Origin of the sequence: Brenneria sp. g21c3 (assembly GCF_040240345.1) — a bacterium.
In the GTDB taxonomy this organism is placed as follows: Bacteria; Pseudomonadota; Gammaproteobacteria; order Enterobacterales; family Enterobacteriaceae; genus Brenneria.
On sequence record NZ_JBEIAB010000018.1, the window covers coordinates 15,719 to 39,126 of the forward strand.

21 protein-coding genes are annotated in these 23,408 nt (G+C 57.6%); 2 read left to right on the plus strand and 19 right to left on the minus strand.

The features are described from left to right. Positions 1-373: 373 nt before the first annotated feature. The 9 genes from ABRZ28_RS19925 to ABRZ28_RS19965 form a co-directional block, all read right to left on the minus strand. A complete protein-coding gene (locus tag ABRZ28_RS19925; RefSeq protein WP_319603984.1) occupies positions 374-1,552 on the minus strand; it encodes an acetyl-CoA C-acetyltransferase in 1,179 nt (392 codons plus the stop codon). Between the two features lie 155 nt (positions 1,553-1,707). Continuing rightward, entirely contained in the window at positions 1,708-2,685 is a 978-nt protein-coding gene (locus ABRZ28_RS19930; protein WP_330521276.1) for a SphA family protein, read from the minus strand. Next, positions 2,685-4,037 carry an MFS transporter gene (locus tag ABRZ28_RS19935; protein ID WP_319603982.1) on the minus strand — a complete coding sequence of 451 codons (1,353 nt, stop codon included), beginning with the start codon at positions 4,035-4,037 and terminating at the stop codon, positions 2,685-2,687. Before ABRZ28_RS19935 ends, ABRZ28_RS19930 begins: the two co-directional genes overlap by 1 nt. A gap of 49 nt (positions 4,038-4,086) precedes the next feature. Next, positions 4,087-4,731: a CoA-transferase gene (locus ABRZ28_RS19940; protein ID WP_319603981.1), complete on the minus strand. Its 645-nt coding sequence runs from the start codon at positions 4,729-4,731 to the stop codon at positions 4,087-4,089. Continuing rightward, positions 4,728-5,393, minus strand: a complete 666-nt coding sequence (locus ABRZ28_RS19945; protein WP_330521277.1) for a CoA transferase subunit A — start codon at positions 5,391-5,393, stop codon at positions 4,728-4,730. The genes ABRZ28_RS19940 and ABRZ28_RS19945 overlap by 4 nt, the downstream gene beginning before the upstream one ends. Positions 5,394-5,395: 2 nt before the next feature. Continuing rightward, entirely contained in the window at positions 5,396-6,565 is a 1,170-nt protein-coding gene (locus ABRZ28_RS19950) for a thiolase family protein (RefSeq protein ID WP_330521278.1), read from the minus strand. A 30-nt stretch (positions 6,566-6,595) separates the two neighbouring features. After that, positions 6,596-7,435: a beta-keto acid cleavage family enzyme gene (locus ABRZ28_RS19955; protein WP_319603978.1), complete on the minus strand. Its 840-nt coding sequence runs from the start codon at positions 7,433-7,435 to the stop codon at positions 6,596-6,598. Between the two features lie 177 nt (positions 7,436-7,612). Continuing rightward, positions 7,613-8,608, minus strand: coding sequence for an enoyl-CoA hydratase/isomerase family protein (locus ABRZ28_RS19960; RefSeq protein ID WP_319603977.1), 996 nt, complete (start codon positions 8,606-8,608; stop codon positions 7,613-7,615). A 387-nt stretch (positions 8,609-8,995) separates the two neighbouring features. Continuing rightward, positions 8,996-9,922: a LysR family transcriptional regulator gene (locus tag ABRZ28_RS19965; RefSeq protein ID WP_330521279.1), complete on the minus strand. Its 927-nt coding sequence runs from the start codon at positions 9,920-9,922 to the stop codon at positions 8,996-8,998. A 227-nt stretch (positions 9,923-10,149) separates the two neighbouring features. On the opposite strand from ABRZ28_RS19965, the gene ABRZ28_RS19970 reads away from it, so the two are divergent. Next, positions 10,150-11,019: a pirin family protein gene (locus ABRZ28_RS19970; RefSeq protein ID WP_319603975.1), complete on the plus strand. Its 870-nt coding sequence runs from the start codon at positions 10,150-10,152 to the stop codon at positions 11,017-11,019. Positions 11,020-11,087: 68 nt separating this feature from the next. Here ABRZ28_RS19970 and ABRZ28_RS19975 read toward each other — a convergent pair whose 3' ends face one another. The 6 genes from ABRZ28_RS19975 to ABRZ28_RS20000 all read right to left on the minus strand — a co-directional run bounded on the left by ABRZ28_RS19975 (position 11,088) and on the right by ABRZ28_RS20000 (position 16,421). Next, positions 11,088-12,062: an NAD(P)-dependent oxidoreductase gene (locus ABRZ28_RS19975; RefSeq protein WP_319603974.1), complete on the minus strand. Its 975-nt coding sequence runs from the start codon at positions 12,060-12,062 to the stop codon at positions 11,088-11,090. A gap of 26 nt (positions 12,063-12,088) precedes the next feature. Continuing rightward, positions 12,089-13,360 carry an MFS transporter gene (locus ABRZ28_RS19980; protein WP_330521280.1) on the minus strand — a complete coding sequence of 424 codons (1,272 nt, stop codon included), beginning with the start codon at positions 13,358-13,360 and terminating at the stop codon, positions 12,089-12,091. Between the two features lie 89 nt (positions 13,361-13,449). Next, positions 13,450-14,394, minus strand: a complete 945-nt coding sequence (locus tag ABRZ28_RS19985; protein WP_330521282.1) for a sugar kinase — start codon at positions 14,392-14,394, stop codon at positions 13,450-13,452. A 2-nt stretch (positions 14,395-14,396) separates the two neighbouring features. Beyond that, positions 14,397-15,149, minus strand: coding sequence for a sugar phosphate isomerase/epimerase family protein (locus ABRZ28_RS19990; RefSeq protein WP_319603971.1), 753 nt, complete (start codon positions 15,147-15,149; stop codon positions 14,397-14,399). A gap of 448 nt (positions 15,150-15,597) precedes the next feature. Beyond that, positions 15,598-16,125, minus strand: coding sequence for a GNAT family N-acetyltransferase (locus ABRZ28_RS19995; RefSeq protein ID WP_330521320.1), 528 nt, complete (start codon positions 16,123-16,125; stop codon positions 15,598-15,600). A gap of 26 nt (positions 16,126-16,151) precedes the next feature. Beyond that, positions 16,152-16,421 (minus strand): type II toxin-antitoxin system TacA family antitoxin, encoded by a 270-nt coding sequence (locus ABRZ28_RS20000; RefSeq protein WP_330521283.1) that lies wholly within the window; start codon positions 16,419-16,421, stop codon positions 16,152-16,154. A gap of 268 nt (positions 16,422-16,689) precedes the next feature. Here ABRZ28_RS20000 and ABRZ28_RS20005 point away from each other — a divergent pair, with 268 nt between their 5' ends. Continuing rightward, positions 16,690-17,703: a LacI family DNA-binding transcriptional regulator gene (locus ABRZ28_RS20005; RefSeq protein WP_330521284.1), complete on the plus strand. Its 1,014-nt coding sequence runs from the start codon at positions 16,690-16,692 to the stop codon at positions 17,701-17,703. A 100-nt stretch (positions 17,704-17,803) separates the two neighbouring features. Here the strand turns inward: ABRZ28_RS20005 and eutR are convergent, their stop codons facing one another. The 4 genes from eutR to ABRZ28_RS20025 form a co-directional block, all read right to left on the minus strand. After that, positions 17,804-18,841, minus strand: a complete 1,038-nt coding sequence (eutR, locus tag ABRZ28_RS20010; protein ID WP_330521285.1) for an HTH-type transcriptional regulator EutR — start codon at positions 18,839-18,841, stop codon at positions 17,804-17,806. Between the two features lie 239 nt (positions 18,842-19,080). Further along, entirely contained in the window at positions 19,081-20,439 is a 1,359-nt protein-coding gene (locus tag ABRZ28_RS20015) for an aldehyde dehydrogenase family protein (protein WP_319603967.1), read from the minus strand. Between the two features lie 438 nt (positions 20,440-20,877). Further along, positions 20,878-22,239: an aspartate aminotransferase family protein gene (locus ABRZ28_RS20020; RefSeq protein ID WP_330521286.1), complete on the minus strand. Its 1,362-nt coding sequence runs from the start codon at positions 22,237-22,239 to the stop codon at positions 20,878-20,880. Continuing rightward, a complete protein-coding gene (locus ABRZ28_RS20025; RefSeq protein ID WP_330521287.1) occupies positions 22,232-23,332 on the minus strand; it encodes a phosphotransferase in 1,101 nt (366 codons plus the stop codon). Before ABRZ28_RS20025 ends, ABRZ28_RS20020 begins: the two co-directional genes overlap by 8 nt. Positions 23,333-23,408: the final 76 nt, after the last annotated feature.

Here is a 23,408-nt window from a genome sequence, read left to right on the forward strand (position 1 = left end):
GGGCTGTCTCTTAGTCACATTTTTATGCGGACTCAGAGGCAGTTTCGTGCGCCACAATGCCGCCATTTCCATGCTACGTCGTAGCACGCGCCCGACATAGGGGGCTCAAGCGCCAGCCCCCTATGAACCTGGGCTTGCGGCTAAATTATGCCGCTGCGCGGTGCCATCGGTGTTCTTGACCGCTATTCGAGCCGCCAGTGACGCGTTCCCGACGCGGCACTGGCTTTCGCCGCATCCATGCGGCTCACTCGGCGGCCAAGTCCACCGCTGCATAATTTTTTACGCCGCGTAACAACCAACCCCGTCAACACTCCCGTATTTGTGTATAAGAGACAGGACAAGGGGGGAGGCGCTAACGAGTGGGGTAGTCCTGCTACAGGCGTTCCACAATCACCGCCACCCCCTGCCCGCCCCCCACGCAGAGCGTCGCCAGCCCCAGCGTTTTATCCCGGGCGGCCAGCGCATGTAACAAGGTCACCAGAATCCGGGCGCCGGACGCGCCGATCGGATGGCCCAGCGCGATCGCGCCGCCATTAACATTGGTTTTATCCATGTCCAGATTCAGTTCATGGCCGACGGCGACAAACTGGGCGGCGAAAGCCTCGTTGGCTTCCACCAGATCGAGATCGGCGACCGTCAACCCGGCCCGGCTCAGCGCCTGCCGGGTCGCAGGCACCGGACCGATCCCCATCACCGCGGGATCGACGCCGCTGACGGCATAGCTGCGGATGCGCGCCAACGGTTGAATGCCATGCTGCTTCGCCCATGACTCGCTCATCACCACCAGCGCGGCGCCGCCGTCGTTAATACCCGACGCATTGCCCGCCGTCACGCTGCCGGCGGGATCAAAGGCCGGCGACAGTTTTGCCAGGCTTTCCGCCGAGGTCGTCGTTCGCAAATGTTCATCGACCGCAAACAGCGTGTCGCCCTTTTTGCTTTTCAGCGTCACCGGCACAATCTCCTGCTGAAATGCGCCGCGCTCAATGGCCGCCGCCGCCCGCCGCTGGGAAAGCAACGCCGCGTCATCCTGCTCCTGACGGCTGATATGGAACCGCCTGGCGACGTTTTCCGCCGTCACCCCCATGTGATAACGGTTGATGGCGCAGAACAGTCCGTCGTTGACCATACTGTCGGTTACCGTCTGGTCGCCCATACGGTATCCCCAGCGCGCCTGATTCAGCAGATAAGGCGCCGCCGACATATTTTCCATGCCGCCGGCCAGCACCACGTCCGCATTACCGGCGGCAATGCTTTGCGCGGCGAGGATCACGCTTTGCAGCCCGGAGCCGCAGACCATATTGATGCTGGTGGCCGGAACGCTGTCCGGCAGGCCGGCTTGCAGCAGCGCCTGGCGCGCGGGGTTTTGTCCCAGCCCCGCCTGAAGCACATTGCCGAAAATCACTTCGTCGACCGCCGACGGCTCCAGCCCCGCCCGGCGAACCGCCGCGTCCATCACCAATGCGCCCAGTTGCGGCGCGCTAAAGGCGCTCAGACTGCCGCCGAATTTGCCGATTGCCGTACGTACCGCACTGGCAATAACAAGTGATGTCATATCATGCCTCGTTATATTTATTTAATAAGAGAGACTCTTCACATTAAAATTGATTCGACATAAAACCCGATTAATTACCGAATAACAAAACACATGGCCTTATTTATCTTTTCCTGGGAAACACCCTTCGCCATTAATATTAAAAATGCCGATATTCAGTGAAACTGCATTAACGGCATGCTGAATCCCAGGTGAAAGAACGATACGTCCGCGTCATTCTTTGCCCGCAGCGAAAATAACATCCGGGCATTTATCGAGAACGCGCCGAAATCATAGGCGAGCAGCGGCCCGGCCAGCACATGCTCCGCTTTATTTCCTTCGCCATAAAACCCCGGCACCGCAGAGACCTTTTTTCCATCAATCTTATCGTCGGTAATTTGCTTGGTATAATTTCCAATAAATCCCAGCGTATAATTATTGATACGTTTGGCGACGGTCATATCCAGATAATAAGTCATGCCTGAACGATATTGAGTAGTCTTATTGGTGGTATTAATATCCAGCAGATTATTCACCGTAATATTCCAGCCATCGGCCAGATAGGTTAACGCCAGGTTCGGTTCCAGCGTCCAGTAATCATTACCGATGGCGGTGGAGGATTTCACATGACGTCCGGCCGGCGCATCGTAGGCGTAGCGGAATTTTCCGTTATCGGCATAGACCGTCAGTCCGGTTCCCAGATGATACCCGCCGCCTAAATCCCATGACAGGATCGCCGGCGTAATCGACGTGTTGACCAGACCGCTGCTGCTCACGACGTTACTGCCGTATTCATCGCCGATCCGCGTGCGCGCCCATTTATACGGTTGCGCGACGGCGGCCGCGTAGCGCGCGCCCAGCACTTCCCAACCGGGAACCCAAACCAACGCCGCCACGGAACTGACGTTCGATGCCTTGATGCGCTGTCCGGTCGGCGTTCTGGCCGTCTCGCCGCGTTCATTCTTCAGTTTCCCCTTTTCATAAGCGACATCCGTCATCAGATACAACCCCGGCGGCGGCAATGCGCCGGCGGCATTTCCCGTCGTCGCGCCGGGTTGCAGCGGGCTGATGCCTTCAGCCGCGATGGCGTGACCGGCCAGCGCGGAGAAACAAAGCGCCAGCGCGCGCATGCTATGCTTTGTAATCAGGTTCATCATTCACCCCCGACGCGTTCTGCGGCCGCACTGATATCGACCGGATTCACATCGATCAGCCAAATCAGCACCAATGCGACGGCGCCGACCCCCACCAGCAGCAGATAAGCGCCGGTATAACCGCCCAGGTAGGCCAGTCCGAATGCCAGAATGGAGAACGCGAAACAGCGCACCACCGATTGAATCGGATGGACGATGCCGATGGCGCGCACATAGAGACGGCGAGGAAACTTGCTGGCGATCAGCGCGGTGCTCAGGTTGGTGGCGCCCGGCAGGCTGAAGCCGATCATCAGCAGGGAGATCCACAGCATCACGGTATGGTGAGCGAACAGGTTGATCACCACCGCCGCCATCCACCAGAGGGTGTACACCAGCAGCGCCCGTTTAACCCCGATCCGGTGGTTGAGCCAGCCCCAGCCGTATGCGCCCAGCGTGCCGAACAGCGCCGACGCGGACATATAGAAAATGGCGGTGTTTAACTCATAGCCCATCTCCATCAACCGGGGAACGATCTGACTCACCACGCCCACCAGCATGATATAGATGGCGCCGGTGGCGATACCCATAAACCACACGTCGCGCATGCCCAGCAATTGCCGGATGCTGAGCGGGCAGACATAGCTGTCGTGCTCGCGTACCCGCGCGCCCAACTCGGCGGCGGAAAGCCGTTCATTATCCGGCGCCAGGCCGATATCCTCAGGCTTATTGGCGACCAACAACGCCACCAGTATCGCCATGATGAACATCATCGCCGAGATGCCCCAGAAGCCATGCCGGATCCCCAGCCAGACGAATAGCGCCGCCAGCGTCGGGACGAAAAACGCGCTGGAAAAGGTCTGCCCCACCGTACACCATCCCAGCGCCAGCCCCGCCTTACGCACGAACCAATTGGTTATAATGGCCGTGCCGCCGACATAGGCGAATCCGGTGCCGAAGAAACAGACCCCGGCGAACAGCAGCGTGAACCCCACCAGCGATCCGCTCGATCCCAGCAGACCGAAACAGAGTCCGCAGGCAAGCAGGCAGAAGATGACGTTGAATTTGGCCCCTTTTTTTTCGCACAGCCAGGCGCATATCGGTCCGGCGGGAATCGATGCCCAGGAAGCCGGCGTCGCCAGCGCCAGCAATGTGCTGTAGTCCAGATCGTAAGTCTGCGATAGCGCAGGCAACATCACATTCAGGCCGTGAGTCACCGCCCCGGCGGCAATCCAGAACATTAGCGCCTGTAAGATGATGATGATCCAACCGCGAGAACCAAAACCATTGCGATCGGCGGCTGAAGATTGCGTATCGTTGTTGATGGAACATGCAGTCATTTTAGTTAACGCAATATTGTTTTTTTGCCCTGTCATAAAGTGTGCTCCCACGGCGCGAACAGGATAATGCGCGCTGGCGCCGTTATTAGGCCGGCATAATCGTCAACCGCTCGGCGACGATCAGCCGGGGTTCGACCTGTTGTTGGATCGCTTCGGGCGTCATTCCTTCCAGCAATTCGACCAGCATCAATCCATCGCGCGTGACGTCAATCACGCACTGTTCGGTGACGATATGGTTCACACAACCTTTGCCGGTCAGCGGATAACTGCACGAATTCACGATCTTTGGTTTGCCGTCCCTGGTACACAGCTCCATGGTGATAATCACTTTGCGGGCGCCGTTCACCAGATCCATCGCGCCGCCCATGCCGAATACCCGGCCGGGCTGCGCCCAGTTGGCCAGATCGCCGTTCTCCGCCACCTGCAATCCGCCCAATACCGTCGCCGCCAGTTTGCCGGAGCGCACCAGCGCGAAGGATTCGGCGCTGTCGAATGCGCAGGCGCCAGGCACCGGCACAAAGCGCAGCGCGGTGGCGTTGGAGAAACCTTCCACCGCCAGCAGCCCGTCGACCAGCGGCCCCATGCCGACCAATCCGTTTTCGGTGTGGAACATCACGCCGGGCGGCGCATAGTCGCTGCACAGGCTGGGAATACCGATACCGAGATTGATGACGTCGCCGTCCGAAAAATATTGCGCGGCGCGCCGGGCTATCCTGTCACGCGCGTTCATGGCCGTTCTCCTTGCATTGTCAGAATCTTGTCCACATAGGCGCCGGGGGTGATGATGCGATCGATGTCGAGTTCATCGACATCCACCAGCATGTCGGTGTCCACCAGCGTCAGGCGGGCGGCTTTGGCGACCAGCGGATTGAAGTTGCGCATAGTGCCGCGATAGGTCAGGTTGCCCAGCGGATCGGCGGTGCGGGCGCGCACCAGGCCGATATCCGCCTGTAGCGCCGTTTCCAGCAGATAGCGTTCGCCGTCCGCCAGCACGGACTGCTTGCCCTCCTCCACCATCGTGCCGATGCCGGTTTTGGTCAGCACCCCGCCCAGCCCCGATCCGCCGCAGCGCATCCGTTCGGCCAGGCTGCCCTGCGGCACCAGTTCCAGTTCGATTTTTCCGGCGGCGACCAGCGCCACCGTTTCGGTGTTGCGCCCGATATGCGACGCGATCAGTTTGTCCACCAGACCGTGATGAATCAGGCGGCCCACGGTAAGATCCGCGTCGCCGGAATCGTTGGATATCAGGGTGAAATGCCGCGCGCCGCTGTCGATCACGCACTGAATCAGGCGGTTCGGCACGCCGTGATTAGCGAAGCCGCCGCACATGAGCGTTTGTCCATCCTGAAACAGGCCGGTGATCTCATCTATTGAAGCGAATTTTCCCAGCATCGTTATTCCCTCGTCAGCAGAACCGCAACGCCCTGACCGCCGCCGACGCAGAAAGTAATGACGGCGTTGTTCAGTTGACGGCGCTGCATGTCGTAAACGGCTTTGGCGGCCAGAATGGCGCCGCTACCGGCCAGCGGATGGCCGAGCGCAATCGCCCCGCCGTTCGGGTTAACCCGCGCCGGATCCATGCCGATATCGCGGATACAGGCCAGCGACTGCGCGGCAAAGGCTTCATTCAGTTCCCACAGATCGATGTCCTTCACCGCCAGACCGGTTTGTTTCAGCAGTTTGGCGGTGGCCGGCACCGGCCCCAGCCCCATAACATTGGGATCGACCCCGGCGGCGGCATAGCCGCGGAATACCGCCAGAACCGGCAGTCCCTGCGCCTGCGCCAGCGAACGTTCCATCACCACCAGCGCGCCGGCGCCGTCGCTCATCGGCGAGCTGTTGCCCGCGGTCACGATGCCTTCGTCGCAAAAACAGGGGCGCAGGGCGGACAGCGCGTCCAGCGAGCAGTCGGGGCGCACCGACTCATCGCGATCAATCACGATTTCCCGCCCTTTCCTGTCCGGTATAGCCACCGGCGTCACCTGCCCGTCGAAGCGGCCCTCTCGCCAGGCGGCGGCGGCCAGTTGATGGCTGCGCAGCGAAAATTCATCCAGTTCCCGGCGGGTGAGTTCATAGCGCCGGGCGATGTTTTCCGCCGTGACGCCCATCGACGGATTGCCCAACTGGTCCGGCGAGGTGTGAATATCCACAAAGCGCGGCGGCTGCACCGAATAGGCGATTTCCGTTTTTTCCAGCGACCAGGTGCGTCGGGAATCACTCTCCACGCCCCCGACCACCACCGTTTCGGCAAAGCCCGCCATGATCTGAATCGCGCCATAGGCCAGCGCGTTTAACGAGGCGGCGCACTGCCGATCGAGCGTAATGCCCGGCACCGTGATGGGCAGTCCGGCTTCCAGCGCCGCCATCCGCCCCATGTTGTTGATTTCGTGGTTCATTAAGTTGGCGAAGATGACATCATCAATGCTCTCCGGGGCGATACCGGCCCGGCGCACCGCCTCTTTCACCACCTGCGCGCCCAGCTTATGCGCCGGCACCGGCGCCAACGCGCCGCGACACCTGCCGATCGGCGTACGAACCGCCGCAACAATCACTGCTTCTTTCATAATCTTTTCCCGCTGTAACCGCATGGATAACTACAGAGGACGGATCCCCAGTATTTTTCTGGCGCTGGCCGGCGTGGCGACCTGTTTGCCAAACAGACGAATGGCCTGTGCGGCGCGCTCGACCAGTTGCGGATTGGTGGCTTTTACCCCTTTGCTGAAGTAGACGTTGTCTTCCAGACCGACCCGCACATGGCCGCCCAGCGCCAGAGCGGCGAACAGGATCGGCAAATGATGCTTGCCGACGCCAAAGGCCGACCAGGTGGCGTCTGCGGGAATATGCGCGACCAGATAGTTCAGGTTCTCGATGGTGGCGGGCATACCGCCCGGTACGCCGAGACAGAATTGATAATGCAGGGGGGACGACAGTTTGCCCTGCTCGGCAAAGTAACCCGCCACGCCGAGCATGCCGCTGTCGAAGATTTCCACTTCCGGTTTGATCGCCCGCTCGGTGAGGATTTCGCCCAGCTTGCCGAGGAACTGCGGAGAGTTGATGAACACGCCGCCGGGCATCCAGTTAAACGAGCCGGCATCCCAGGAGGCCATCTCAATGCCTTGCAGACGGGAAACGTGTTCCATCCGTTGCGCGTCGCTGGCGCGATGATCGCCGGAGGTGGTGCAATTGATGATCACGTCGCAGTCCTGGTAGCCGCGCAGCAAACGGAGGGTTTCGGCGAACCTGTCGCAGTCCATGGTGCCTTGTCCCTGGTCGTCGCGCATGTGCAGATGCACGATGGCGGCGCCCTGTTGCCAGCAGCGATAAGCGTCGGCGGCGATTTCTTCCGGCGTCAGCGGGATATGTTCATTGATCTCTTTTGGCGTTACCGCGCCGGTCAGCGCGGCGGAAATGATAACGTCGTTGCCTGTGTTCATGGATTTTCCCCGGTCACGGATTTTATATTTTTAAATCAAAAGGTTGACCACTTACGTCCGCTATTTTGACGGCGGCGGGGCCGCCGCCGCGCGCTATCTGGCCGGGTGACCGTAGGGACGGCCACCGTGGATGCAATGGCGAGGACGTATACAGCGCCTGTGAAGGCCGGTTGACGCTTACTTGATTTCGTCTTCTTCCTGACCGCCGTTGATGCGCGGACGAATGACCTTGCCTTTTTTCTCAGCGGCCTTGACCAGCTCCGCCTCTTCATGCGCCCACAACCAGTAATTGGCTTCGTGCGGCGAGTGTTCCGTGGCGGTAACGAACATTTCGGTGGCGAAGGCGTTACGCAGTTCGTTGGCGATGTCTTCCTTCCAGGCTTTGCGCAGTTGCTGAGTGGTGATGCGGCGAGTCACGCGGGTGCCGGTGCGCATAATCAGTTCGGCGATTTCCCAGGCGCGGTCATAAGCGGCTTCCGTATCGGGACAAATTTCGTTAACCATCCCGAGGGAAAGCGCCTTGCGCGCGGTGATGATTTCGCCGGTCAGTTCGGCGTAGGCATAACGCTTGCGTCCCATCAATTCGCGCCAGGCGATTTGGATACCGTCGCCGGGTACCATATTGACGCGGAAGTGCATTTCCGTGGTCCATGCATCCTCGGTACACAGGGTGATATCGCTGAACAGCACCAGATCGGTATGGAAAGCCGCGCCGTTCCATACGCCGATGGTCGGCACCTCAACGTCGAACACCTGCCCTTCAATGTCATTGGTGCCGTCATAGTACTGATATTCATACATTTTCCACGCTTCATCGGGCGCGGAGGAGAACTCGGTGGCCGGCAGCCAGTTGCCGTTTTCATCCAAGCGGCCGATGCCTTTCATAAAATCCTTGCCGGTGCCGCCGAGGATGATGATTTCGTTGTCCGGGTCTCTGCCGGCCCAGTCGAAGAAATAGTGCAGCGCCTGATGCGCAGGCGCGCCCCATTGCAGGCTATCGCCATTGGTATGCAGGCGGGCTTCCAGGATGCCGTTCTGCCGCTTCATGGTGAAACAGTGTTTGAGTTTTTCCGAATACTCTTCGAAAGGCATATGGGGGATGGTGCCTAACTCCTTGTGTGACATTTCTTTACGTTTTCCGGCATCGGACTCATAATTGGCTTTAATCACCATGATTTATTTACTCCTGTCTCTCTTTATTGGCATTTATTAGAAACAACGTCGATTTAAGTGATGTCATTCACATTTCACCTCTGATGTTTCCCGACAATAAAAACTTAACACCGGCCCGATATCGGTAGAAATTCTTTTTATTTTTACGGTTATGCACTTTCAACATAGCCATTGAATATAAAATGAAAATAAATTAATTTACCCTTAAAAAACAAGGGAAATTACAAAAATTAAAACAAAAATTGAAAATATAAACAGACAAAAAACAGCGTGCCAATAGCGTATTAATGAGACATTAATCACATTTAATTAATGTCGATTAAATTTCACCTATTGGCGCTATTTTCAGACGACGGGAAGTTGAGGGTGGATAAATTAATAAATGATTTATCCGGCGAATTCATTTAGCGGGAAAGTATTCCTTTCATGTAAAAAACATTTAAATTCATTTAAAAAAAGAGAAATACAGGGATTAGTATTTTTATTATCCCAAACCAGTTCCAGGTTAAACCAGTAATCCTGCTCCAGCACATCCAGTAATACGCTGTTGGCGCCAAGTAGATAGCCGCGATGCTTCGGCATCAGCAAGGCGACCCGATCCCTGAACTCCAGATTAAAACAACAGGTTTTGAGATTGGGATACTCTTTATCCAGTTTAAAATCAATGTTATAGCAATCGAAAAAGCGGGTACTGTAGGCTTCGGACAACAAAAAATCGCGGGGGTCGATGCGAATGATCGGCCATTCGCCCACTTCCCGCAGCGACACGCGTCCCCGCCCGGCCAGCGGGTGATTCTTATTGACCGCCACGCATATCGGATCGGTTTGAAAGGAGAGTGAGTTAAACTTTTTATTTTCCAGAAAGTTAGGCCGCAATAAAAAGCCCAGATCGCAGGTGTGTTCTTCCAGCAGCAGCAAAGCTTCATCCAATTCGCTATCACGACACTCGACGGTAATATCCGGGTGGTTGCGCTGGAATAGGGTTAACAACTCCACCAGCACGTTCTGGATCGCTTCGCCCAGAAAGGTGATGGTCAGCCGGCGTCGGCTTTTGCCGGTAAACGCGTTGACAATGGAGACGGAACTCTCATATTGCTGAATCACTTTACGCGCTTCCACCGCCAGCAATTTTCCGGTCGAGGTCAGCTCTACGCTGTGGGTATCACGGCGGAACAGTTCAGCGCCGAATTGTTCCTCCAGCGATTTCATATGACGACTTAAAACCGGCTGGGTGATATTCATTTTCTGCGCCGCCCGACTGAAATTAAGCAATTCCGACAACAGAATAAATTCGTATAACAGCTGCATTTTCATCGCAAATGACTTCCACTTAACGCGTGACCAGGCCCACGGGGGGCCACTATAGCGAAATCGCGGCGCATGAACTGTGAAAGTAATCAAAGCCGGCGCGCTTTTGACCTGACCGCGACACGAATCCGCGCCGCATATCACGCCGGCTGCTATGATGTGATCACCGGTTGCATTCACTGTATATCAATGCGTTTATCGCCAAGCCATGCCACATGATCAGGGGATCCCCGATGACCAGCAGAACAATTAAATTTCAGCACCCCGCCTACAGAGACGATATTGCCGATCTCTCGACGGTGCGGCCGCTTCCCGGTCCCCACGTCGAGCAAATTGATCCCTTCCTGTTTTTGAACCATCACGGGCCGCAGGTATATCAACCGAATAATGCGGGTCTGCCGTTTGGCCCGCATCCGCATCGCGGCTTCGAGACGGTCACCTTCATTCTGGCCGGCGAACTGTCTCATCTGGACAGCGGCGGTCATGAAAATATCATCGGCGCCGGCGGCGTACAGTGGATGACGGCCGGTTCCGGCCTGATACACGCGGAGCTGTCGCCGGAATCCTTTAAACGCAGCGGCGGCCTGCTGGAGATCCTTCAACTGTGGGTGAATCTGCCGGCCAGACTGAAAATGACCAAACCGGCCTATATCGGCCTACAGAAAGATCAGATCCCGGAAATTCCGCTTGATGGCGGCCGGGTAAAGGTCAAACTGGCGTCCGGCGAGTTTGCCGGAACCACGGGGCCGATCGCCTCGCTGACCGGTATCTCGCTGATGACCGTCGCCATGCAACCCAAGGGCGCCGTAACGCTGCCGGCGCCGCCGGGACACAATGTATTTCTCTATACCGTGCGCGGCAATACGGCCATCGACGGCGTGCCGATCAATCCCCAGCATCTGATTGAATTGAATGATGATGGCGATGCGGTCAATATCACGGCGTTCACGGATGCGCTGATCCTGTACGGACACGCCGCCCCGCTGAACGAACCGGTCGTCGCGCACGGTCCTTTTGTGATGAATAGCCGGGAAGAGATCTCGCAGGCGATTCGCGACTATCAGTCCGGGGCATTCGGCAACGTGACGCCGGGAACAAGGTAGATTGGCGTTCTCCGATCTGCTCCCGGCGCGCGGATAGCGAGTTAACCCGCTATCCGCGCGTCCTTCGCTTATTTGAGCCGCTGGCCATTGACGCTGTTTTCTTCCGTCTCGCCGTCCAGCGCCTTGATCAGATTATCCACCGCGCACGCGGCCATGTTATAGCGCGTTTCATGCGTCGCCGAACCGATGTGCGGCAACGCCACCACGTTTGACAACCTCAGCAGCTCGGAGTCGGCGGGCAGCGGCTCGACCTCGAACACATCCAGCCCGGCTGCGCGAATGACGCCGTTTTTCAACGCCTCAATCAGCGCGGGCTGATCGACAATGCGTCCGCGCGCGCCGTTAATTAAAATGGCGCTCGACTTCATCCGGCGTAAACGCTCGGCGTTGATCAGATGATGCGTCTGCTCGCTATAGGGCAGCGTGATCGCCACAAAATCCGACTCGGCCAGCAGCGTATCCAGTTCGCAGCGTCGGGCGCCCAGCGTTTGCTCCACCTGAAGGTTGGGCCGATCGTTCCAGTACAACACCTGCATGGCGAATCCGGCGCTGGCGCGACGGGCCAGCGCCGAACCGATACGCCCCATTCCCAGAATGCCGATGGTTTTGTGATGAACGTCGGTGCCGTAATATTCGCTGCCGATGCTGCGCCGCCAACGGCCCGCCTTGACCAGTTCCCCCATCTCCTGCGCCCGGCGGGCGGTCATCAGGATCAGGGTGAATACGGTGTCGGCCGTTGTTTCCGTCAACACCGTCGGCGTGTGCATCAGCACTATCCCGCGCCGGGTCAGATCCTCGACGTCAAACTGATCGTAGCCCACGGAAATGGTGCTGATGACCTTAAGCTGCGGCGCATGATCGAGTAACGCGGCGCGCACCGGCACGCTGGCGCCAATCATGCCCCTGGCGTCGCTTAGCGCGCGAATCACGTCGGACTGATTGGCGGCATTGATGCCGTCAAAAAAGCGCACGTCAAAGCGCTCCGTCAGTCGTTGATGCAAGTCTTGCGGGATTTTTTTATACAATACAATCGGTTGTTTCATGTATAACGTCTCCTGACGGCTAGCGGTCAAACTACCGCCGTCACCTGTTTTTGCGCCTCGGACGGTTTAACAATGATGGTAAGCCAAACCGAAACGAGCAGCGCGCCGGCCATAAAGACATAAGAGGCGGCAGGCGATCCGGTGGCGCCGTTGAGATAGCCCACGAACCAGGAGCCAAAAAACGAGCCCAGCGCCCCCATGCTATTGATTAGCGCCATCGCGCCGCCGGCGACATTGCGCGGCAACATTTCCGGGATAATGGCGAAGAACGGGCCGTACGGCGCATACATGGCCGCGCCGGCAATCACCAACATGGCGTAAGACCACCAGAAATGATCCGCCCCCAGCAGATAAGAGCCGACAAACGCCAACGCGCCGATCAACAACAGCGGCCAGACGAACAGCTTGCGGTTCTGCATTTTGTCGGAAGCCCAGGAAACCACCAACATGGCGATCGTCGCCGCCAGATAGGGAACCGCGGACAGCCAGCCGGCTTCGACCATGCCCATATCGGAACCGTGGCGTAAAATCGAGGGTAACCACAGCACAAAACCATATACGCCTATACTCCAGGCAAAATACTGTGCGCACAGCAGAACGACATTGCGCGAACGGAAGGCTTCGGCGTAGTTACGCACCACTTTGATATTCTGTTGCTCCGCCAGTAATTGCGCCTGCAACGCCGATTTTTCCTCGTTGCTCAGCCAACTCACCTCATCGGGTTTATCCTTGACCAACACCCACCAGCAAAACGCCCAGATAATCGCCGGAACGCCTTCTATGATGAACATTTCACGCCAGCCATAAGCGTGGATCAAATAGCCGGAAACCACCGACATCCATAGCACCGTGACCGGATTGCCCAGAATCAGGAAGGTATTGGCGCGGGAACGCTCCGCTTTGGTGAACCAGTTGCTGATATAAATCAGCATGGCCGGCATGACGGCGGCTTCGACAACCCCCAGCGAGAAGCGGATAGCGGCCAGCGCGGGGATATTGCTGACCATGCCGGTCAGCGAAGCGCAGCCGCCCCACAGGATCAGACACCAGAAGATCAGCTTGCGCACGCTACGCCGTTCGGCGTAGATCGCGCCCGGAATCTGGAAAAAGAAGTATCCCAGGAAAAACAGCGCGCCCAGCAGCGAGGCCATGCCTTTGGTAATGCCGAGATCATCATTGATGCCGGCGGCGGAAGCGAAACTGAAATTGGCGCGATCCAGATAAGCCAGGCTGTAGGTGATAAAAATCACCGGCATCAGGTACCACCAGCGTTTCTGAGAAAGTACGGGATTTTTCATTATTGTCATCCTCAATATTTATCAGTCGGGCATCCGTACCCAGGTGTAGGGTTCCAGTGATAGAGGTTGATACGGAATTGACCGGCGACTTACTCCGCCAGTTGCGCGCGGGTCGGCAGCCCTTCGCTATCGCCAATGGCCTGTACCGCCAACGCGCCGATTCGGTTGCCGCGCATCACGGCTTGCGCCATGCTTTTCTCTTCCAGCAGCGCGCTGATGACGCCGACCGCGAAACCGTCTCCGGCCCCCACGGTGTCGACGACATTCTCCACGCGCACGGCGGCGACATGCTGCCGCTGCCCGTCGCGGGTTTTAAACCAGGCGCCGTCCGGCCCCAGCTTGATGATGACGGCCTTCACCCCCTGGGACAGATAGAAATCGGCAATCTCTTCCGGCGTCTGCTTTCCGGTCAGGATCTGCCCCTCTTTCAGGCCGGGCAGCACCCAATCCGCCAGACATGCCAGCTCGTTCAGCTTTTCACGCATCACCCGCTGATTCGGCCACAACACCGGGCGCAGATTGGGATCAAACGACAGGGTTTTCCCCATGGCGCGCATTTCCCGCGCCGCATGGTTGGCCAGCGTCAGCGAACTGTCGGAGATGGCCGCCGCGACGCCGCTGAGATGCAAATGGCGCGCGCGCATAAAATATTCGCGATCAAAATCGCTTACCGACAAGTGGCTGGCGGCCGAGCCGCGGCGGAAATACTCCACGATGGGATCGGTTCCATTTTCAGCCCGCGATTTAAGCTGAAAGCCGGTAGGAAAACGCGCGTCCAACGTGACGCACTGATGATCGATCCCCTCTTTTTCCAGCGTATCCAGGGTAAAATGACCGAAAGAGTCATTTCCCACCCGGCTGACCCAACCCACCTTGAGCCCCATCCGCGACAGACCGATGGAAACATTCAGCTCCGCGCCCGCAATACGTTTGGTGAAGTGGCCGGCCTGCCGTAGCTCGCCGCTTTCATTGGCGACAAACATCGCCATGGCTTCACCGTAGGTAATCACATCCAGTGGAAGAGTGGTGCTCATCTTTAATTCTCCCTCAGTAAATTAACGTAATGCCGGGTAACCGCCGTCAAATCCTGACCGACTAAAGGAAACTCAATACCGCGCATCGCCTGCTGCGGCAACAGGGCAAGCAATGAACGCCAGCTACCGTCGCTGTTGTCCAGATCGACGGCATGCCACTGGCGATTCCGCTGTTGCGCCGCTTTGACGTGGATATAGCCGACATATTCGGCCAGGCGGACGGCGGCCTGATTTGCGTCTTCATCCACCCAGCGCCAGTTCGCCATATCAAAAGTCATGCGGATCGGCGAACCGCTCTGCCGGACGTCGGTGAAAAACGCCTGTAGCGGCGGCAAAACGCCGTACGCTTTGGTCTGGTCGTTTTCCACCACCACCTGAACCGACCGGCCGCCGAGGCTGGCATTCAGTTCGCGCAAGTCATAACCGGCGCGATAACCGCCCAGCGAGAATTTGACCGCCCGCGCCTTCAGCGCACCGGCCTCCGCAAGCCGCGTTTCCAACCCAGGATTCAGATCGCCATTGTCGGAGAACAACCCCTCAGGCACGGAATAGAGCGTAAATAATTGATGCCGGGCAATACGCTCAGCCAGCGCGGGCAAGGTTTGTAACTCCTTATCCGTCAACAACTCCCGTCGTATTTCCACACCGTCGGCGCCCGACTCGGCGATAATCGGCAGCAGCGCGGCCTGACCGCCCAGTTGTTTTACCCGCTCGCTGCCATAAGCCGCCGTAACCACCACAATTTCTCTTTTCATCTCGACTCCCGTGAGCACCAATGCATTGCCCTCTGTTTTCCTGTGGCCATAGTAAATGGTATCGGTTCCATTAAAAATCGCGCCGCGAACAGAATGTGAACAAAATCACAGCAAAATTATTTTTTATATTTAATTTCAAATAGATAAAATCATCCCCCAGTCGACTGGGCGTCTATATCGGGCGCAGGCTATAAATGGAAATAGCGGCTTTGTTACGCAGGAATATTCTCTGGTATGACATATTTCAGGAATACCGGTAGCGGTTTACGGTTTCAGCAGACTGATCCCCGCCTACTGCCGCGGGGATGACGAGGGAGATGCGGGGATGACGAGGGGAGGTGCGGGGATGACGGGTTGTGTTTGCGGGAATGACGGGCATCGCAGATACCATGTTGATATCAGCCGATGGCTGTCTACGGTTCCGGGGAGTGCGGAATACTCTGCTGCGTTATGCCTGCGCCGGCGGGTAGCGTTTTGATTTTTTATCCGAAAACAATTGTTCAAAAGATTTGGTGGGATAAAACAGCGCATGGTCATTCTCACCGACAAGAGGGATGAAGCCAAGTGCCGCATAAAAACGCCTGGCCTTGTCGTTAAGCGCTTCAACAAAAAGCCCATAGATACCCACAGCCTTAGAAGCCTGCCAGACGATTTTCATGGCGTGTGTAACCAAAGTCACGCCATACCCTTGTCCTTGCAGTGACTTGTCAATAGCCAGACGACCCAGGGTTACGCTTGGCGTATTGCGATAAGGGACTTTTTTTTGTTGTGACTTTGACGGCAGCGTGCCTCTTTCGAAGCAACTGCCGGACAATGTGTAATATCCCAGGATTTTCGCCCCTTCATCTCTGAGAACATAGGCTCTTAAAATCTGTCCGGCGTGCTGCCGCTTGAGATGATCTTTTAAAAATACATTCAGCGACGCTTCACCGCAGTCAAAATTCAAAAAATCATATTGAAAATCATCGGTGATCATCTCTATCGTCAGCTTGCTCACAGCTTCTACTCCATGTTTTGTAGACGCTTCGCCGCTCGTTTCAGCTTGTCATTCGGTGCTTGCGGATTGTCAATGGCATCCATAACCAAGTTCCACGATTCTTCGTTAAGAACTAATCGACGATGCTGTTGTATAACTTCCGCCGCACGTTCTGCGGCACTGCTAACCATGAACTGGGTCATCGTCAGGTTAGATAGAGCCGCCGCTTCTTCGATCATGCTTTTGTCGTCATCGGTTAATCTTAAGTCGATACGCTGCTTTTTAAGTGCGGACATTGTTTCTCTCCTCGGCTACTCAAGTTGTTAAGTAGCCACTTACTCCTGGTCTCCAGGGGCGACCAACACGGTCTTTATGGCTTCTTGCCATGTACACTTATTCTTTTAGGCCTCTGCTTCTTCTGCCTAATTTGAACGCTTAGCTCATGTACGGAAATATTCCGTACATGAAATATAGCGACAATTGACAATACAATCAACTGCGGCGAGGTAAAACGTCGGGCGGTTGTGATAATCTGTGGCAAGGTCATATCCAGAGGATAGCGTGGTGAGAAGTAAGGGAAACCGTACAACAATCAGCGACGTAGCCAAAGCGGCGCAAACCGGGAAAACCAGCGTGTCGCGCTACCTGAACGGCGAGCAGCGCCTGTTATCGGACGCCCTTAAACTTCGCATCGAGAACGCGATCCGGCAACTGAATTACAGCCCCAGCCAGATGGCGCGCGGCCTCAAAAAAGGACAAACCCGCCTGATCGGCATCATCATCGCGGACATCACTAATCCTTATTCCGTCGACGTGCTGCGCGGCGTGGAAGACGCCTGCCAAAAGCACGGCTTTACCCTGCTGATGTGCAACACCAATAATGAAGTGGATCAGGAGCAGCATTATCTGCAATTGTTCAGCAGCTACAGCGTGGAAGGCATCGTGGTAAACGCGGTGGGCATGCGGGAGGACGCGTTTGCCAGACTACAGCACTCTTCATTGCCGATGGTACTGGTTGACCGCAAAATTCCCGGCTTATCATGCGACATGGTCGGGCTGGATAATCCGGCGGCGACCGTCGAAGCCACCCGCCATTTGATCGAACAGGGATTTGAAGCGTTTTTATTCCTCAGCGAACCCCTGGGGCTGGTCAACACCCGCCAGGAGCGTTTGACGGCTTTTCAGCAGACCATGCGGGATAACCCGTCATTAGTGGCTTGCCACAACGACGTGGCGCTAAGCGACCAGGAACGACTGGATGCCATCCTGCATGAGTTTTGTCACGACCACCGCGGAATGCGTAAGGCGGTGATTTCAGCGAATGGCGCTTTGACCCTGCAAATTGCGCGCGCAATGCGTCGGCTGCGCCTGAACTGGGGAAATGATATCGGCTTTCTGGGCTTTGATGACATGGAGTGGGCGGAAGTCGCAGGCATCACCACGCTCAAACAACCGACCTACCAGATAGGCCGGGCCGCGCTTGAGCAGTTGCTGTCGCGCATTCGCGGCAACAACGACCCCATCGTGGAAAAAACCTTCCCCGGTACGCTGGTGATCCGCGGTTCCACCGCCCGCTGACCCTATCGCGGCGACCAGAACGAGAGGCGCCCCCGCTCGGCAGCGGCGTCCCCCGCCCCGCCGAGCGCTGACATACAGCTCATCGCCCGGCGAATCGCATCTAATCCCGCAATCGCGCCCGCAGCGTCGCCGACGGTTTCTCATTAAATAAGCGCTGATAATCGTTGGCGAACTGACTTAAGTGCCAGAATCCCCACTGCATCGCCGCGTCCTTAACCGTGTCGCAGCGCGAAAAGGGACTGATTAATTCACGCCGCACCGCATTGAGCCGCAGCATTTTCAGCCAGGCATTCGGACCAACGCCCAGGGTTTCGCAAAAGGCGTTCTGCAAGGTGCGGCGGCTGACGAACAGTTCCCGGCACAGATCGGGAACCGTCACCGGTTCCGACATCCGGCTCAGCGCATATTCACGCGCGCGGGAAACCAGACGCCGGTAGCCCGTTCGCCGGTCGGTCGTGCTGGCAGGCGGCGGACAGGCGCTTTCCAACAGCGCGATCACCGCCGTCAGCAGATTATCGTTAAGGACTTTGCTGACGCTCTGCATCCCTTGCGGATCCCGGCTGCCGTGGCGCAGCGCCTGATGGATGTACGCCCATAAAGCTTTTTTCTTGTCAGTATCCACCCTCAGCGCCGAGGGTTCTTGCAACAGTTGAAAGAACTGCGCCTGCTCCGCCAGCATACCGGTGTGTTTTAACAGCACGTCATAGGAGATCACCACGCCCAGGATCGCGTATTCGTTCGGCGTATTCAGCTCAAACTCTTTGCCGCCCGGACTCAGCGCGATGCTGCCTTCGTCGATGGTCTGCGATCCGATAGCGCCGGTCTCGCCGCAGGCGAGCGGGATCCCCAGCCAGAATGCATCCGGCCACACCATGCAGGACTGCCGTAACGCCAGATTGGTGTATTCGTGGCAGAATTGAACGCCGTCGAACAGCAGTTCCGTCAGTTCGCCGCGAAAATGCCCGGGATGAAGCTGATCGTAAAGCTGCTGCCACGCCGTAATGGTGCAGGATTGCGCGTAGACATCCTGCGTATAATGTTGATGTACGTATTCATCTTCAGCTTGCGATGCCGGTTTCACCGCTGAGGGATAACGCATGGCATCCAGAGAATGCAAGTTGGGGCGTTTGTTCGTCATTGTACGCTCCTCGACAATTACCGTAACGGTATCCACAACATGCGCCGACCACCACAATCCGGCACGGATGACGATACTTTATGTCATGTTCGGGCGAATTACCGTGACGTCGACGATACCCTGATATCCTCGGCGCCGCCGGACATTCGCCCGATGCACTCTTCTTTCATTACGCCCTTTTCACCGCGGCCGTCGCCTCATTATCGCCATGACGGCCACGGGATGGCGACGCGGCCGCATCAGACGATGCGGAACATATCCACCATCACACAGCGACGCCGGCGGACAAAGGTGCTGGCCGAGGTCACGCCTTCGCCGGTCGGCGTGGAGATGGTCATCGAGGTACAGCCTTCGCCGCCCAGTCCCAGACCGGCGATACAGGGGCCGTTTTTCACAAAGATGCTGGTATTCATGATGCTGGCCATGTGGTGCATATTATTCACATTGGTGGAATGTATCGCGGCGGTATGCTGACAGCCGCCTTCCAGCTTCACCGCCAGCTCAATCGCTTCTTTCACGTTTCTGGCCCGCACCACCGGCAATACCGGCATCATCATTTCGGTGACGGCAAACGGATGCGCGGCGTCGGTTTCCGCCAGCAACAGACGCGTTTGCTCGCCGACTTCCAGGCCGATGCCGGCCGCGATTTTCGCCGCGTCGCGGCCAACCCATTCACGATTGACCACCCCTTTGCCATTCTCGCCGATGTTCGACAATAGCTGCGGCAGCAACTGCCCGACTTCGTCGTCGCTCAGCAATACAGCCTGATAACGCTGCAATTCCGCCAACAGCGCATCCGCGACGCTTTCAACCACAATCAGCACTTTTTCGTCGGCGCAGATGATGTTGTTATCGAAAGACGCGCCGCGAACGATAGAACGCGCCGCCCGGGCGAGATCCGCCGTCTCATCCACCACCACCGGCGGATTGCCCGCGCCCGCGGCGATCAGTCGCTTGTCGGTATGTTTACGCGCCGCTTCCACCACCGCTTCGCCGCCGGTCACCACCAGCAGGCCGATGCCGGGGTACTTAAACAGCCGCTGCGCGGTTTCGATGTCGGGATTCGCCACGCTGACCAGCAGATTGGCCGGCCCGCCCGCCGCCACGATCGCTTTGTTCAGCAGGCTGATGGCATGCAGGGAAACCTTTTTCGCCGACGGATGCGGCGCGAAAACCACGCTGTTGCCGGCTGAAATCATACTGATCGCGTTATTGATGATCGTCGCGGCCGGGTTGGTGGACGGCGTGACCGAGGCGACCACGCCCCAGGGCGCATTCTCAATCAGGGTCAGGCCGTTGTCGCCCGTCAACACTTCCGCCGCCAGGCATTCCAGACCCGGCGTGCCGCGCGCCTGGGACACATTCTTGGTATATTTATCAATCACCCGGCCCATACCGGTTTCGGCGACGGCCATTTCCGCCAGCACCTGCGCGTAGCGTTCGCCCGCGTGGCGCATCGCGTCGATAACCCGTTGACGCAGCGCCATGCTGTTCAGCATTTTCTGCGCCATCGTCGCGGCGTATACCGCATCGTCCAGCGAGTCGAACACGCCGGCTTGCGGTATATTCATTACCTTTTCAGTCGTTAGCTGTTCCATACTCACTTTTCCTCTTCATTATGCTGTTATGCCGTTTCTTCCAACCGTGGACGGCGAAAAGTACGGAGGTGAATTCAGTCACGGCGTTCAATGACGACGTCGCACCGACCGCGTGCCGTCCAAATACCGCTTATTCCTGACGGAGAACGGCTTATCGCGCATCGTCCGGGAAGGCAATGAGGAACATCAGGCGCAACCGGCCTCCTGGAGGGACATGGCGGAAAGCGTTCCATTGCCATTGCGTCTCCTCATTGACCTGACATCGATTCTGTCAACAATTCGCCAAAGGAAATAACAAATTTCGGCAAGGGGAATGAAAGATTGAAGTGGATCACTTAAATAGCGGGATTTTACGCTCGAACGCGGCCGTAAAAGCGCGCCGGGAGGGGCGATCGGCGATCGCCCGCTGACAAATCATCACCGTTCGCCGGCGCGGAATTATCCTCGCGACGTCAATTGCGCCAGCACGGCTTCCGTCTCGCCGAGCAGTTGCTCGCCGTCGGCCTGTGAAAAAACCAGCGGCGGACGAATTTTCAGTATGTTGGCCGAGTAGCCGGTGGCCGAGATCAACACCCGCCGCTCGCGCAGCCCGTTGACAATCGCCGCCGCCAACGGCGCATCCGGGGTTTTCCGCTCAGGATCGCCGACCATTTCCACGCCGATATAGAGCCCGGCGCCGCGAACATCGCCAATCTGCGGATAACGTCGGGCAAGTTCGCGGAAGCCGGCGCGCAGGAACGTGCCGACCCGGCTGGCGTTTTCCTGCAACCGCTCGTCGCGGATCACATCAAACGTCGCCTGCGCGGCGGCGATCGCCACCGAATTGCCGCCAAAGGTGTTGAAGTAACGCTGGTCGCGGCCGAAACGCTCGACGGCCTCATGGGTGACGGCCACCGCCGCCACCGGATAGCCATTGCCCATCGGTTTTCCCAGGGTAATGATGTCCGGATCGAGACCGTGGCGCTGAAATCCCCACAGCTTATCGCCGGTGCGGGCGAAACCGGACTGCACTTCGTCGGCGATAAACAACCCGCCCGCCGCGCGCACCACTTCCGCGACCGGCGCCAGCAGATCGGCGGGGTCGGTATAAATACCGTCGGACGAAAACACCGAGTCGGCAATAAAGGCCGCCAACCCTTCGCCATACCGCTGTAATTCGGCAATCTGCGCAGCCACCTCTTCCGCCATCCGCCGCCCCATTTCCGCGCGGGAAAGGCGATAGGAATCCGGCGCCGGCACGCGGCGCACCCACTGGCCGAGCGGCGAATGCCCGCCCAGCGACGGCGAAATACCGGCCGTCAGGAACGAGTTGCCGTGGTAGGCTTCGGCAGTGATGATCACACCCTGCCGGCCGGTGTAATGGCGGGCGATGCGCAGCGCCAGATCGTTGGCTTCCGAGCCGGTGCAGGTAAACATCATGTGACCCTGCTCCAATATCCGTCCGCCGAACGTAGACAGCAGTTGTTCGGCGTAATCCAGAATCCCGTCCTGAATATAGCGGGTATGAGTGCAGAGTGTCCGCATCTGGTTATTGACGGCGTCGGCGACCCTGGGATGCGCATGTCCGACCGAAACCACGTTATTGTAGGCGTCCAGATATTCATTGCCGTTGCGGTCATACAGCCGCACGCCCCGGCCCCGGCTCACATCCACCGGCTGCTGATAGAAAAGGCGGTAGGCCGGCCCCAGCAGGCGAGTGCGCCGCTCAATGGCGGCGCGGTCAGCCGGATCGAGATGGTCAAGATTATCGGGATTAAAGGCATTGACCATTTTACCGCGGCCGGCATGGGAATCAGTCATGGTGTTCTCCTGAAAACGGAATCATCGACATAAACGTTGTTGAAAGCTCATCGCTGGAGCGGGCCAGCAGCCAGGCCAGTTGTCCCCAGCCCGGTTCGGTATTACGCAAAACATAGCGGGCGTTATCCGGGAAACGCCGCGCGCGCCACTGCGTAATCAGCGCCCGGGCGATCGCGCGCCCCATCACCAGATGAGGCAATAACGCCAGTTCTTCGCGGCTAAGCGGCGCCAGTCTCAGATAACCGCGCAGCAGATCGCGCCCGTCGGCGAACAGGTCGTCCGGCGGGTTGGCGGCGGCGTCCCGCGGCAGTTGATTCAGCAACGCGGTGGCGACATCAATGGCGACGGCGGTGTATACCGTATCGCCGAAATCAATGATGCCGGTAACGAAATCGGGCCGGCCGGCATCGACGATAATATTCGACTGGCTGAAATCATTATGCAGCACCTGGCAAGGCAGCGACCGAATACGTTCCGACAGATGCAGAAAACGTGCCATTCCGCGCTCAAGCAGCTGTTGTTGTTGCTTATTTTCCACCGACGCCAGCAGCGGTCGCAGATTGGCCAGATTTTTCACATCCCACAGCAACGTGCGGTGCGCGGCGGGATGCTCGAACCGGGCCATCGCCAGCCGCAAGCGGGCCAGCGCTTCCCCCACTTTTTCCCGCTGCCGGGGCGAAGCCTCGACGCTGTCCAGCGGCGTCCCGGCCAGATACGTCAGCAAGCGCGCATAGCGCCGCTGACCCGCGGCATCGGTTATCCGCACCATCATATTGTCCTGAACATCGGCTATCGGCGCGGGTACCGGCAGCCGGTCGTCCGTCTGCCGCAAAAAATTCAGCAGCGCTGTTTGCAACTGTATCTCATCCGCCGGCTCGGCGGGATTGGCGACTTTGAGAATATATTGCCGACCGTGGGTATCGGTTAGCCGAAACGTATCATCCTTTTCGGTGGCCAGACGCCTGACCCGCCCCTCGATGCCGAAATGCGCGCGGGCAAGCTGTAATGCCTCATCATCGCTCATGCTGATAAATCCGGTCGTCAGACCGCTGTCGTCCGCCGCGATATCAATGTCGTCTGAATCTATCGCCATATACTGTTTATCCCAATTGATTGCGATATTGTCGATTGTCGACAATCGTGCCGTATAAAGCAAGCATAGCGTCGAC